The 12,288-nt window shown below is 76.0% G+C and carries 13 protein-coding genes; 4 read left to right on the forward strand and 9 right to left on the reverse strand.

Features of this window, described 5'->3' with window-relative positions; genetic code table 11:
• Positions 1 to 102: 102 nt before the first annotated feature.
• From RMN57_RS34510 to RMN57_RS34530, 5 genes are all read right to left on the reverse strand, one after another.
• A complete protein-coding gene (locus tag RMN57_RS34510; protein WP_313767228.1) occupies positions 103 to 762 on the reverse strand; it encodes a hypothetical protein in 660 nt (219 codons plus the stop codon).
• Positions 759 to 1,907: a beta-ketoacyl synthase N-terminal-like domain-containing protein gene (locus tag RMN57_RS34515; protein ID WP_313767229.1), complete on the reverse strand. Its 1,149-nt coding sequence runs from the start codon at positions 1,905 to 1,907 to the stop codon at positions 759 to 761. Before RMN57_RS34515 ends, RMN57_RS34510 begins: the two co-directional genes overlap by 4 nt.
• Positions 1,904 to 2,212, reverse strand: a complete 309-nt coding sequence (locus tag RMN57_RS34520) for an acyl carrier protein (protein WP_313767230.1) — start codon at positions 2,210 to 2,212, stop codon at positions 1,904 to 1,906. The genes RMN57_RS34515 and RMN57_RS34520 overlap by 4 nt, the downstream gene beginning before the upstream one ends.
• Entirely contained in the window at positions 2,209 to 2,484 is a 276-nt protein-coding gene (locus tag RMN57_RS34525) for a phosphopantetheine-binding protein (RefSeq protein WP_313767231.1), read from the reverse strand. The genes RMN57_RS34520 and RMN57_RS34525 overlap by 4 nt, the downstream gene beginning before the upstream one ends.
• A 143-nt stretch (positions 2,485 to 2,627) precedes the next feature.
• On the reverse strand, positions 2,628 to 3,935 hold the full coding sequence (locus RMN57_RS34530) for a fatty acid--CoA ligase family protein (RefSeq protein WP_313767232.1): 1,308 nt from the start codon (positions 3,933 to 3,935) through the stop codon (positions 2,628 to 2,630).
• A 304-nt stretch (positions 3,936 to 4,239) separates the two neighbouring features.
• Here RMN57_RS34530 and RMN57_RS34535 point away from each other — a divergent pair, with 304 nt between their 5' ends.
• The 4 genes from RMN57_RS34535 to RMN57_RS34550 all read left to right on the forward strand — a co-directional run bounded on the left by RMN57_RS34535 (position 4,240) and on the right by RMN57_RS34550 (position 8,696).
• Entirely contained in the window at positions 4,240 to 5,361 is a 1,122-nt protein-coding gene (locus RMN57_RS34535; RefSeq protein ID WP_313767233.1) for an alpha-hydroxy acid oxidase, read from the forward strand.
• A 170-nt stretch (positions 5,362 to 5,531) separates the two neighbouring features.
• A complete protein-coding gene (locus RMN57_RS34540; RefSeq protein ID WP_313767234.1) occupies positions 5,532 to 6,302 on the forward strand; it encodes a methyltransferase domain-containing protein in 771 nt (256 codons plus the stop codon).
• 73 nt (positions 6,303 to 6,375) lie between these two features.
• A complete protein-coding gene (locus RMN57_RS34545) occupies positions 6,376 to 7,311 on the forward strand; it encodes an alpha/beta hydrolase (protein ID WP_313767235.1) in 936 nt (311 codons plus the stop codon).
• On the forward strand, positions 7,308 to 8,696 hold the full coding sequence (locus RMN57_RS34550) for a PLP-dependent aminotransferase family protein (RefSeq protein ID WP_313767236.1): 1,389 nt from the start codon (positions 7,308 to 7,310) through the stop codon (positions 8,694 to 8,696). Before RMN57_RS34545 ends, RMN57_RS34550 begins: the two co-directional genes overlap by 4 nt.
• A gap of 98 nt (positions 8,697 to 8,794) precedes the next feature.
• On the opposite strand, the gene RMN57_RS34555 is transcribed toward RMN57_RS34550, so the two are convergent.
• The 4 genes from RMN57_RS34555 to RMN57_RS34570 all read right to left on the reverse strand — a co-directional run bounded on the left by RMN57_RS34555 (position 8,795) and on the right by RMN57_RS34570 (position 12,243).
• A complete protein-coding gene (locus tag RMN57_RS34555) occupies positions 8,795 to 9,574 on the reverse strand; it encodes an ABC transporter permease (protein WP_313767237.1) in 780 nt (259 codons plus the stop codon).
• A gap of 4 nt (positions 9,575 to 9,578) precedes the next feature.
• Positions 9,579 to 10,535 (reverse strand): ATP-binding cassette domain-containing protein, encoded by a 957-nt coding sequence (locus RMN57_RS34560; protein ID WP_313767238.1) that lies wholly within the window; start codon positions 10,533 to 10,535, stop codon positions 9,579 to 9,581.
• Positions 10,536 to 10,627: 92 nt separating this feature from the next.
• Entirely contained in the window at positions 10,628 to 11,884 is a 1,257-nt protein-coding gene (locus RMN57_RS34565) for a glycosyltransferase (protein ID WP_313767239.1), read from the reverse strand.
• Entirely contained in the window at positions 11,881 to 12,243 is a 363-nt protein-coding gene (locus RMN57_RS34570; protein WP_313767240.1) for a hypothetical protein, read from the reverse strand. The genes RMN57_RS34565 and RMN57_RS34570 overlap by 4 nt, the downstream gene beginning before the upstream one ends.
• Positions 12,244 to 12,288: the final 45 nt, after the last annotated feature.

Raw genomic sequence — 12,288 nt, forward strand, 5'->3', positions numbered from 1 at the left:
ATCCCTCCCATGGTGCTGGGCGTGCTGCGGTGGGACGCGGCGTGTGGGGCCGCTCGCGCGGGGGTGCGGTGGGTGGTGGGGCGTGACGCGGGGGCCGGGCGGTCAGCCCGTGGTGACCAGGACGGCCACGGCCCGGTCGGTGGAGGGCCGGTCGGTGCCGGTCCGATCTTTGGAGGGCCGGTCGGTCGCGGTGGTGGGCCCGGCGTCCCGGGTGTGGCCGGTGCCGGTACCGGTGGCGGGCTCCGGTGGGGTGCCCGCCGCGGGTTCCGCCGCGGGTCGCCCGGTGGGTTCGCCCTGTTCGGCGGCGATGATCAGGACGTGGTCGGCATCGCCGTCCGCGAGGAGCAGCGCCGCCAGGGCCAGGGCGTCCTGAGGTACCCGCCCCGGCGGTGACTCGGCCGGGCTGATCGCCACCACGGGGCCGGTCAGGCCCCAGCGGGCGGCGATGTGGCCGAGGACGGCGTTGGGGTTGGACTGGAAGAAGAGCAGCGGCGGCACCCGGCGCCCGGAGGCGGCCGCCTCGTCGATGGCGCGCGCGGTGGCGCGGTCGCCGTCCGTGCTGGCCAGCAGCAGCGCGGTCCGGCCGGGGGCCGGAGGGGGGCCGTGGTGGGCGCGCAGGCAGCGCTCGGCGGTCTCGGCCACCAGGGGATTGAACGAGGAGGCGGCGAAGCCCGGTACGGGGGGCAGGGTGTCGGGCCGACCCGGTGCGGTCCGGGCGGGGTCCGGCCAGTGGGCCTCGGCGAGGATGCGCGGCGCGGTCACGGGGCGGCCACCAGGAGTGCGGTGTTGGCGCCGCCGAAAGCGGAGTTGAGGGTGAGCGCGTGCCGCGGCCGGGCGGCGCGCGGGCCGTCCAGGACGAGGTCGAGCCCCAGCTCCGGGTCCGGGCCGAGCCAGCCGGCGTTCACCGGCAGCCGGCCGTCCCGCAACGCCGTGATGGTGACGGCGAGTTCGAGCAGGGCCGAGGCCTCCAGGGCGTGGCCGTGGACGGCCTTGCTGGAGCTGACCGGCAGCCTGGCGAGGTGCGCTCCGAACACCCGGCGCAGCGCGCTCGCCTCGGCCCGGTCGGCCAGCGGCGAGCCGGTCCCGTTGGCGTTGACGTAGCCGATGTCCGGGGGCTCGACGCCGGCCCGGGCCAGGGCGGCCGCGATGGCCCGCGCGGCGCCGTCGCCCTCCGGTTCGGGGCGGCAGACGTGGTGGGCGTCGCCGGCCCGGCCCCAGCCGGCCAGCCGGGCCAGCACGGGCGCACCGCGCCGCGCGGCGGCCGGTTCGGCCTCGACGACCACGGCGGCGGCCGCGTCGCCGAGCAGGGTGCCGGTGCGGCCCGCGCTGAACGGGCGCAGCTCGCCGTCGCGGGCGAGGGCCCGGCCGGCGTCGAAGGCGGCGAAGACGCCCGGCTCGACCAGGTGCCCGGCCGCGACCAGGACGCGCCGATGGCGCCCGGCCGCGACCGACGCGGCGGCGTCGGCGACCGCGGTGCCGGCCGCCACGCAGGCGCCGGTGTAGACCCGGGTGACGCCGGCGGCGCCCCACCCGGCCGACACTCCGCCGGCGACGGCCGTGGCGACCGCCCGGGTGCGCAGGTCGCTGTGGAGGGCGAGCAGCACCGGCAGGGCGGGGCCGCCGCTCCCGCCCGGAGCACCGGCGGCAGCCGGTCCGGTGGGCAGGCCGGCCTGGCGGCAGGCCTGGTCCACCGCCGCGAGGACGGCGGTGGCGAGCGGCAGTGGCTCGGGCAGCAGCGCGGCGCGCGTGGTGCGGCGCGCGGAGACGTCGAACCGGTCCACCGCGGTGAAGGCGGCCTTGCCGTGGGCGGTGGCCTCGGCGAGCGGGCCGAGCCCGGTGCCGGCCGCGCTGAGCACGCCGACCCCGGTCACCACGGGCCGGACGGCGGGCGGGGCGTGGCCGGTCATGGCTGCGCGGCCCCGGGTGTCGCGGCCGTCGCCGCCGTGGCGCCGGCGGCGGCCAGCACGGCCGCCCGAAGCACCTCGGTGGCGGTGTCGACGGTCCGGACGGCCTCGAACTGCTCGTCGTCGAGGTCCAGCTGGACGCCGTAGCGCTGTTCGAACTCGGCGATCAGCCACGTGAGTTCGAGGGAGCCGAGCTCCTCGGGGACGTCCTCGTCGGCGCGCTGCCCGAACGCCGCGAGGATCGTCCGGACCTCGGCCCGGTCGGGGGTCCGGACCTCGGCCCGGCCGGGGAGGGCGGGGCTGGTCACGCGGCGCTGCCCGGGGCGGCCGCGGTGGCGGCGATGCGCGCGGCGACGTCGGCGGTGAACTCGTCCAGCGTCATCATCGCGGTGGTCTCCATCTCGTCCATGTCGAACTTGACGCCGAACTCGTCCTCGACCTGCACCGAGAGGTCGGCGAGGGCGAGCGATTCCAGGTCGAGCCCGGCCGGGCCGAGGTCGGTGTCGCCGGTGACCTCGGAGACGTCGTACTGCATCTCGGTGAGGGCGGCGAGGACGAACGCGCGGATGCGGTCCTGCATGGCGTGCTCCTTGGGTCCGCGCACGTGCGGTGTGCGCGGGGATCGTCGGGGGTGGGGCGGGTGTGGTGGGGCGGGTGTGGTGAGGCGGGGCCGGTGGGCGGGCGTGGCCCGTCGGGCACCGACGGCCCAGTGGGAGAGGCGGTTCAGGTGGCGGCCGCGCGCAGTGCCGCCGGATCGCGCAGCAGCTTCCCGGTGGCCGTGCGGGGCAGCCGGGGCAGGAAGGCGAGCCGGCGGGGCCGTTTGTAGGCGGCGAGCTGCCGGGCCAGTCCGTCCCGGACGAGGTCCCGGTCCGCGCCCTCCTCGGTGGCGAGGTACGCCTCGATGGCGCCCTCGTCGAAGACCACCACCGCCTCGCGGACCCGCGGCAGGGCGGCGAGGGTCTGCTCGACCTCGGTGAGGTCCACCTTGAGGCCGCCGATCGAGACCTGCGAGTCCCGGCGGCCGAGGACGGTGACCCGTCCGGTGGCGTCGTCCAGTTCGGCGGCGTCCCGGGTGTGCAGCCAGCCGTCCGACCAGCGGGTCGGGTCGTCCAGTCCCGGGTAGGGCGAGGCGGCGGTGCGTATCTGCAACTCACCCTCCACCAGGCGCAGTTCCATCCCGGTGACCGGCTGCTTCGCCGGGTGCAGGGCGCCGTCCAGGTCGGTGGCGATGACGCCGAGCTCGGTCATCCCGTACATGGTGCCGAGCGGGACGCCGTACGCGGCGGTGAAGGCGGCGGGCAGGCCCGGTCGGACCAGCTCCCCGGCCACCACCATCCGGCGCAGCCCCGGCAGCGGCGGGGGTGCGGCCGCGCCGGCCAGCAGTTCGGCGTGGAAGGGCACGCCGATCACGATGGTCGGCCGCTGCTCCTCCTCGGCGACGGCGGCGAGGATGCCCGCGGCCGTCATCCGTTCCGGCACGGTCAGCGGGGCGCGGGCGTGCAGGCTGTTCAGCAGTCCGCCGACCAGGCCGAGCACGTGCACCACCGAGGAGAGCAGGACCACCCGCTCGCCCTCGCCGGGGAATCCCACCAGCTCGCGGTAGCAGTCGAGTTCGCGCAGGAGGTCGCCGGCGGTGCGCGCGATCACCTTGGCCGGGCCGGTTGACCCGGAGCTGAGCTGGACCAGCGCGTGGCCGGTACGGGCCGGCCGGCCGTTCGGTAGCCGGACGGCGACCGGGTCGGCGTCGGCGAAGCCGCGCAGCGCCGCCGACGGCCGGTGGGCGGACCCCACCAGCACCTGCGGAGCCAGCCGTTCGACCGCGATCTCGATCTCGTGGTCGGTCAGCCGGTGGTCCAACAGCGCCACCTGGGCGCGCAGTTGCCAGCAGGCCAGGAGCGCCGCGACGAAGCCCAGGGAGGGCGGCAGTCGCAGCGCCGCGGTACCGCCCGGGCCCAGGCCGGCCGCGGCCAGCCGCTCGGCCTGCTCGCCGACCAGGACGCGCAGTGCGTCGCGGTCGACGGGGGTGCCCAACCGCAGGCACTCCTCGCCCCCGGGACCGGCCAGCAGGAACCGTTCCACCCAGTCGTCGGGGGCGTCGGAGTGCGGCGGCGAAGAAGGCGGAAGCGGAGGCGGAAGCGGAGAAGGGGAAATGCCGGTCAACGCCACTCCACACAGTGAGGAGATTTGTCATGGACGCCGTTCACAGGAAACGGCCAATTCCGTTGCCAGACCTTTGCACAGACGATTGGTCAAATCAAGGTCTATACCAATGTGGTCTGAACCTCCTACGCTGCCGAGCCGGGACTGGTCCGAGCGTGGCCGTCCGGGAGCGAGGATGCCCGTGGGACCACTCACGCTGGCCGGGATCGAGCGCGCTGCACGCGCCCAACTTCCCGCGGAAATATGGGACTTCATCGAGGGCGGCAGTGAGGGGGAACGTACCCTCGCCGGGAACCGGGAAATGTTCGACCACTATGCACTGCGGCCTCGCACGCTCGTCGACGTCTCGGCCTGCTCGACCGGCACCACGCTCCTGGGTGCCGAGCTCGGACTCCCGGTCGGAATTGCCCCGATGGCCTACCACCGGCTGGTCCACCCGGACGGCGAGACCGCGACCGCCCGGGCGGCCGGCCGGGCCGGCGCGCTGCTGGTCGCGGGAATCTTCGCCAGCCGCACCCTGGAGGCGATCGCGGCCGAGTCCGCCGGCCCGCTCTGGCTGCAGCTCTACTGGCTGCGCCGCCGCGACGCGCTCGCCGCGCTGGTCGAACGCGCCGAGGCGGCCGGCTTCGCCGCACTGGTGCTCACCGTGGACGCCCCGCGGATCGGGCGCCGGCTGCGCGACCTGCGCAACGGCTTCGCCGTCCCGTCGGAGATCCGCGCCGTCAACCTCGACCCGGGGCTGACGGCCGCCACGCATCGGGCCGGCGCCGGCGCCTCCGGCATCGCCGAGCACGCCCTGGAGCAGTTCGACCCCACCCTGACCTGGGCCGACCTCGCCTGGCTGCGCGAGCGCACGGACCTGCCGCTGGTCCTCAAGGGCATCCTGACCGCCGAGGACGCCCGGCTCGCCGCCGAGCACGGCGTCGACGCCGTGGTGGTCTCCAACCACGGCGGCCGCCAGCTGGACGGTGCGCTGCCCGCCCTGGCCGCCCTCCCCGAGGTGGCCGCCGCCCTCCCGCCGGAACTGCCGCTCCTGCTCGACGGCGGGGTCCGCACCGGCACCGACATCGCCGTCGCCCTCGCCCTCGGCGCCCGCGCGGTGCTGGTCGGCCGCCCCGTGCTCTGGGGGCTGGCCACCGGGGGAGCGGACGGCGTGGCCGATGTCCTCGGCCTGCTCCGAACCGAACTGGAGCACACCCTGGCCCTGTTGGGGCGCCCGAGCCCGGCCGATCTCGACCGCACCGCGCTGGCCCCGTGGCCGGTGCACGGCCCGCGCGCCGGCCAGCGCGGCCCGTAGCCGTGCCGTATTCCGACCGCAGGGCGGCACGGAGCTGCCCGCCCGATCCGGCGCCGGCACCCGCATGTTCCCCAGGAGTTGCCCGTAAGGGCCGACCGCACCGCCGAACCGCCCCCGCCGCACACCCGGGCCGCACCCGGCGCAGCACACCCGACAGGGAGACCACCGCCATGACGAAACAGGACGCCTTCCCCGGCTGGGACTGGGACGACCCCGAGGGGCTCGCCACCCGCCTCGACGGGATCAGCGCCCAGGTCGCCACCTGCAAGACCCTCGAACCGGCCGACCGCCTCCCGCACGGCCACGCCGACTTCCGGGAACTCGGCCTCACCGGCATCGAGTTCGCCGCCTTCCGCACCGCCCACCCGAACGGCCTCGGCACCGACCTGACCGCCCTGCGCAGCCCCGACGCCACCACCGAACCCGGCACCCTCTACCGGGTGGACGGCGACCGCTGGTTCACCCAGCTCGACATCGCCCGGCCGCTGCCCTTCGCCGACGCCAGCGTCGACTGGGTCTACGCCGAGCACCTGATCGAGCACGTCACCCTGCCGGTCGCGACCGGCTGGCTGCGCGAGGCCCGGCGGGTGCTGCGCCCCGGCGGCGTGCTGCGCCTGACCACCCCGGACCTGGCCCGCTACCTGGTCGGCTACGCCACCGGCGACGGCTTCCTCGCCAAGCACCGCCGCCGGCTCACCACCATGGGCTTCGGCCCGCCGATGCCGCAGCGCCCGGCCTTCCTGGTCAACCAGATCTTCCGGTACTACGGCCACCAGTGGATCTACGACCTGGACGAGCTGCGCCACGTGCTCACCCTGGCCGGCTTCGAGCCCGGCCGGATCCGCCACTGCGGCTACCGCCAGGGCGCCCGCGCCGACGTCGCCGACCTCGACACGGCCTTCCGCACCGACGAAACGGTCTACATCGAGGCCGATCGCTAGGCCCCGGTACGACCCCCGACGCCCGGGCGACCCCGGGTACCCGACCACCAGCCCGACGGGACGACGACCGCCCATGCCACTGCACCCCCAGGCCCAGGCCCTGCGCGAGCGCCGCGCCCGGGCCGGCACCCCGCCGCTCTACAGCCTCACCCCGGCCGAGGCCCGGGCGGCCGACCTGGCCGACATCCGGGCCTCGGCCGGTACCCCCGAGCCCGTCGCCGCCGTCGAGGAGCACCGGATCGCCGGCCCCAGCGGCCCGCTCGCCGTGCGCCTCTACCGGCCGGAGCCACCCAGACGCGAACTCCCCGCCCTGCTCTACCTCTTCGGCGGCGGCTGGACCCTCGGATCGCCCGACACCAGCGACGCGATCTGCCGCCGCCTCACCAACGCGGTGGGCTGCGTCACCGCCTCCGTCGGCTACCGCCTCGCCCCCGAGCACCCCTTCCCCGCCGCCGTCCACGACTGCCGCGCGGCCGCCCGGTGGCTGGCCGGGCAGGCCGGCGCGCTCGGCATCGACGCCGCCCGCCTCGCCGTCGCAGGGGACAGCGCCGGCGGCAACCTCGCCGCGGCGCTCACCCTGCTCGCCCGCGACGAGGGCGGCCCGGCCCTGCGCCACCAGCTGCTCGTCTACCCCAACACCGACCACCGGGCCGACACCGCCTCGCTGCGCGAGCACGACGACCCGCTGCTGTTCAACCGCCGCTCGGTCGCCTGGTACTGGGGCCACTACCTGGCCGACCCCGCCGACGGCGCCCACCCGCACGCCTCCCCGCTGCGCGCCCCGAGCCTCGCCGGGCTGCCGCCCGCCACCGTGATCACGGCCGAGTACGACCCGCTGCGCGACGAGGGCGAGCGCTACGCGGAGGCGCTGCGCGCGGCCGGCGTCCCGGTCGAGGCGCGGCGGTACGACGGGGTGCCGCACGGCTTCTTCGCCATGACCGGCGTGCTGGACGCGGCCGGCGAGGCGCAGCGGTACGCGGCCGGGCGGCTGCGCGAGGCCCTGCGGTGAGCGCCCGCGACGCGGTGGCCGCGGCCGCTGCCCCCGAGCAGGCCGCGGAACGCGGTGAGGGTGCCGGTGAGGGCGGGCCGCCGTTCCCGGTCCCCCTGCGGCTGGGCGACCTGCACGCCTCCCTCGCCGATCCGCTGCTGGACGCGATGACCTTCCTCAACGAGGCCACCACTCGCTACCCGCAGGCCGTCTCCTTCGCGCCCGGCCGCCCCTACGAGGGCTTCTTCGAGCCCGCCGACGTCCACCACTACCTCGACACCTACCTGGACCACCTGGCGGCCCGCGGCGCCGGCCGGGACGCCGTCCGCACCACGCTCTTCCAGTACGGGCCGACCAAGGGCGTCATCGCCGACCTGGTGGCCCGCACCCTGGCCAACGACGAGGGCCTCACCGTGCCGCCGGAGGCGCTGGTGCTCACCGTCGGGGCCCAGGAGGGCATGCTGCTGACGCTGCGGGCGCTCTGCGCGGGCCCGGAGGACGTGCTGCTGGTCAGCTCGCCGTGCTACGTCGGGGTGACCGGCGCCGCCCGGCTGCTCGACCTCACCACCGTCCCGGTGCCCGAGGGGCCCGCGGGCGGGCCCGATCCGGCGACGGTGCGTGCGGCGGCCCGCGCCGTCCGGGCCGGGGGCCGGCGCCCCCGCGCGCTCTACGTCGTCCCCGACTTCGCCAACCCCTCCGGCACCAGCATGCCCGTACCCGCCCGCAGCCGGCTGCTGGACGCGGCGGCGGAGGAGGGCCTGCTGGTCGTCGAGGACAACCCGTACGGCTTCTTCGCCCGGGAGGCCGGCGAACGACCCACCCTGAAGGCGCTGGACCGCCGCCGCCAGGTCGTCCACCTCGGCTCCTTCGCCAAGACCTGCTTCCCCGGCGCCCGCCTCGGCTACGTGGTGGCCGACCAGGAGGTGGCCGGCCCCGGCGGGCGGCGGACGCTGCTGGCGGACGAGCTGGCGAGGCTGAAGAGCATGACGACGGTCAACACACCCGCGCTCAGCCAAGCCGTGATCGGCGGCATGCTGCTGCGGCACGACTGCCGGCTGCGGGAGGCCAACGCCCCTGCTGCGGCCCACTACGCGGCCAACATGACCGTGCTGCTGGGCGAGTTGGAGCGACACTTCCCGCCGCCGGAGCGGCGCCGGCTGGGGATCTCCTGGAACGAGCCGGAGGGCGGCTTCTTCGCCGTGCTGACCGTGCCGTTCGCGGCCGACGAGGCCGCCATGGAACGGTGCGCGCGCGACCACGGCGTGCTCTGGACGCCGATGGCGCCGTTCTACCCGGCCGGCGGGGGAGAGCGGCGACTCCGGCTCTCCATCAGTTCAGTGACGAAGCGTCAGATCGTCGACGGGGTGGCCTCCCTGGCCCGCTTCGTCCGCGCCGAGGCCGGCTGACGGGGGGCTGCCCGGCGCCGGTGGCGGGGCGTCGTAGGGGGCGACGGCGGGCCGGGTGGTCGTCGACCACCCGGCCCGCCCCTTGGCGTGCCTGCCCGTCAGCGCACCCGGCGGGAGAACAGCCGGGCCGACCAGGAGACCGCCGCCACCGTCATCAGCACGACCACCAGCAGCCCCTGCCAGACCACGTCGTCCCCGACGTGCCCGGAAAACAGCGCGCGCATGCCCTCCACGGCCCAGTAGAAGGGGTTCCACTTGGCCATCGTCTGCAGCCACATCGGCGCCAGCGCCAGCGGCAGCAGGACGCCGGAAAGCAGGGCGATCGGCTGCGCGACGGTGTTCACCACGGGAGCCATCGCCTCGTCGGCCGGGAGCAGCAGCGCGATGCCGTAGGAGATCGCCGAGGTCATCAGGGCCAGCAGGCCGAGCAGCAGGTAGGCCAGCAGCAGGTCCACCGGCCCCACCCGCAGGCCGAACGGCAGCGCCACCAGCGTGATGATGACGGCCTGCACCAGTAGGGCGACCGTCTCGCGCAGCGCCCGGCCGAGCAGCAGCGCCAGCCGGCTGACCGGGGTGACCCGGGAGCGCTCGATGATGCCGGCCTTCAGCTCGCCGAGCAGACTGAACCCGGTGTACAGGCCGCCGAAGATGCAGAGCACGGCCAACAGGCCCGGCACGTAGATCTGGTAGGCCTCGGCGTAGGTGGTCGCGCCCATCGGCGCCAGCACCTTCTTGAGCAGCGGCGCGAACAGCAGGAGGTAGAAGACCGGCTGGATGACGCCGACGGCGATCCAGACCGGTGTCCGCCACATCAGCAGCAGCTGCCGCTGGAAGACCAGCCAGGTGTCGCGGGCGAGCTTCATGGCGCCTCTCGTCATCGGATCAGGACTGCTCGATCGAGCGGCCGGTGCGGGCCAGGAACACGTCGTCCAGGCTGGGGCGTTGCAGCTGGACGGTGCGGGGGGCGACGCCCGCGCCGTCCAGGGCGCGCATGAGCAGCGGGATCGCGGCGGCGCCGTCGTCCAGGTAGAGCCGGAGCCCGTCGTCGCCCTGTGCCTCCAGCCGGTGCAGGTAGGGCTGTTCGCGCAGGGCCTTGGCGGCCCGTTCGGCCTCGCCCTCGGGCAGGCCGACCAGCACCACGTCGCCGGAGATCTCCCGCTTGAGCGTGTCGGGGGTGCCCTCGGCGACGATCCCGCCGTGGTCGACGATGGCCACCCGGTCGCAGAGGGCGTCGGCCTCGTCGAGGTAGTGGGTGGTCACCACCACGGTCATGCCCTCGGCGCGCAGGCGGCGGATCTCCGCCCAGACGTGGCCGCGGCTGGCCGGGTCCAGGCCCACCGTGGGCTCGTCGAGGAAGAGCACCTTCGGCGCGTGGATGACGCCCAGGGCGATGTCCACCCGGCGGCGCTGGCCGCCGGAGTAGGTGCGGCAGGGGCGGTCGGCGAACTCGGTGAGTTCGAAGGCCCGCAGCGCGTCGTCGGCGCGGCGCAGGGCCTCGGCCTTGCCGGTGCCGTGCATCCGGGCCTGGTGCACCAGCTCCTCGCGGCCGGTGACGGCGTCGGTGGTGCCGCCGCCCTGGGCGACGTAGCCGATCCGGCGGCGGACCTCGGCCGGGTCGGCGAGCAGGTCGGCGCCGGCGATCCGGGCCTCGCCGCCGTCCGGGCGGATGAGCGTGGCGAGCATGCGCAGGGTGGTCGTCTTGCCGGCGCCGTTGGGGCCGAGGAAGCCGAAGATCTCGCCTGCGGCGACGTCGAGATCGATGCCGCGCACGGCGTCGACGGCGGCCTGGCCGCGTTTTCCGGAGGGGTAGGACTTACGCAGTCCCGTGGTCTCGATCAACCAGAACTCCCGTGCGGGGATGGGTTGCCGGGGCACCGTGAGGTGGTGCTGCGAGCCCACCCTAGGGTCTGCGACCCTCCGGAAACAATGGCCTAGACCAATGGATTCCTCGGGCCCGCCTCGCCCGCCACCAGCGACTCCAGCCGGTCGGCCGCCGTCACCGCCCCGCCGCCGGCCAGCAGTTCGGCCCCGACCCGGGCCGCCGCGGCCCGGTACCGGGGCTCGTCGAGGACGGCCCGCAGCCGCGCCGCCAGCTGCTCCGGCGTGGCCCGGGGGAACGGCGCCCGCAGCCCGGCCCCGGCCGCCGCCACCTGTGCCGCGACGAACGGCTGGTCGTGCCGGATCGGCGCCGTCACCAGCGGAACCCCGTGCGCCAGCGCCTCGCCCACGGTGTTCATCCCGCCGTGGCAGAGCACCGCGTCCACTGCGCCGCGCGCCAGCAGCTCCAGGACCGGCACCCGGCTCGCGGCGATCGCGTGGTCCGGCAGCTCCGGGAGGAGATCGCGCGGCGCCGCGATCACCGGCTGTACGTCGTCGCCGCACAGTGCCAGTGCCCGGACGGCCCGGGTGTGGAAGTCCTGGCCGAGGTCCCCGGCCAGGGTGCCCATGGTGACCAGCACCCGCCGCCGCCCGGGCGTCAGGCGCTCCCACGGGAAGTCCGGGTCGGCCGGGCGTTCGACCAGCACCGGACCGATCTGCGCGACCTGCGCCGGCAGCACCGCCGTCCCGGTAGGGGTCGCCCCGGTCGGCGCGGGACCGCTCGGCGCGGGGCCGGCCGGCGCGGGGCCGGCCGGCGCGAAACCGGTCAGTGCGGGACCGGTCGGCGCAAGCACCAGGGCGGGGGAGAACCGCGGGTCGGTGTACTCCTCCTCGGGCAGCCCCGCCCGCCGCCAGAGGCCCCGGAGCAGGCCGGTCATCCAGGCCTCCACCTGCGGCAGGCCTCGGAACGGCCGCCCCAGCTCCATCGCCCCCGGCGCCAGGCTCGCCCACGGCAGCCGGTGCCGGTGCGCCACCAGCGCGCCGGCCGGGGTGTGCTGGTCCACCAGCACCGCGTCCGGGCGGTACGCACGCACCGCCGCGTCCAGCGGCTTCGCGGTGAACCGCGCGTACGGGACGATGAAGCCCTCCCAGAGCGAGCGCAGGGCCGCCAGGCCGTGCCCGCCCTGGGCGCGGAACGCCCTGGTCCCGGTGCCGAGGACCTGGGCCCGCGGGCCGAGTAGCGGGCGCAGCACCGTCTCGGTCCCGGTCCAGGCGACGTCGTGGCCGCGGGCGGCCAGCTCCCGGGCGATGCCGACGGTCGGGTTGACGTGGCCGGTCAGGGGCGGGACCACGAACAGGAAGCGGCTCACCGGTCGGCCTCCTCGGCGGGCAGCAGGCGCTGCACATCGGCGACGGTCAGTGCCTCCAGTGCGGGGAGGTCCAGACCGGCGCGGCGCCGGGCGAGGCCGGCCGACGGCCCGAAGCGGCTGCACAGCAGGGCATCCAGCGCGGCGATTTCGTGCTCGTCCAGCATCAGATCGGCGTCCAGAAGGGCCGTCGGGGTGACCCGTTCGGCCCACTCCGGCGGTGCACCGGCCGCCTCGACCAGCAGCGCGACCAGCTCGGGGCGGACCCGACCGGGGTGCGGCGAACCGCCGGGTGCCGCGCCGGCGTGCGGCGGCCCGGGGCGTACCGGGGCAGGGGAAACGGGGGGTTCGGCATCAGCCATGGGGGAGCTCCACCAGCTCGACGGCAGGGGGCGGACGATTCCCCG

The sequence above is a fragment of the Kitasatospora sp. CM 4170 genome (assembly GCF_032110285.1).
In the GTDB taxonomy this organism is placed as follows: domain Bacteria; phylum Actinomycetota; class Actinomycetes; order Streptomycetales; family Streptomycetaceae; genus Kitasatospora; species Kitasatospora aburaviensis.

Excerpts from the sequence above, each read along its gene's own strand:
- RMN57_RS34525 (WP_313767231.1), bottom strand. The coding sequence starts at position 2,484 with ATGCAGGACCGCATCCGCGCGTTCGTCCTCGCCGCCCTCACCGAGATG.
- RMN57_RS34535 (WP_313767233.1), top strand. The coding sequence starts at position 4,240 with ATGCCCGTGGGACCACTCACGCTGGCCGGGATCGAGCGCGCTGCACGC.
- RMN57_RS34545 (WP_313767235.1), top strand. The coding sequence starts at position 6,376 with ATGCCACTGCACCCCCAGGCCCAGGCCCTGCGCGAGCGCCGCGCCCGG.
- RMN57_RS34515 (WP_313767229.1), bottom strand. The coding sequence starts at position 1,907 with ATGACCGGCCACGCCCCGCCCGCCGTCCGGCCCGTGGTGACCGGGGTC.
- RMN57_RS34570 (WP_313767240.1), bottom strand. The coding sequence starts at position 12,243 with ATGGCTGATGCCGAACCCCCCGTTTCCCCTGCCCCGGTACGCCCCGGG.
- RMN57_RS34540 (WP_313767234.1), top strand. The coding sequence starts at position 5,532 with ATGACGAAACAGGACGCCTTCCCCGGCTGGGACTGGGACGACCCCGAG.
- RMN57_RS34555 (WP_313767237.1), bottom strand. The coding sequence starts at position 9,574 with ATGACGAGAGGCGCCATGAAGCTCGCCCGCGACACCTGGCTGGTCTTC.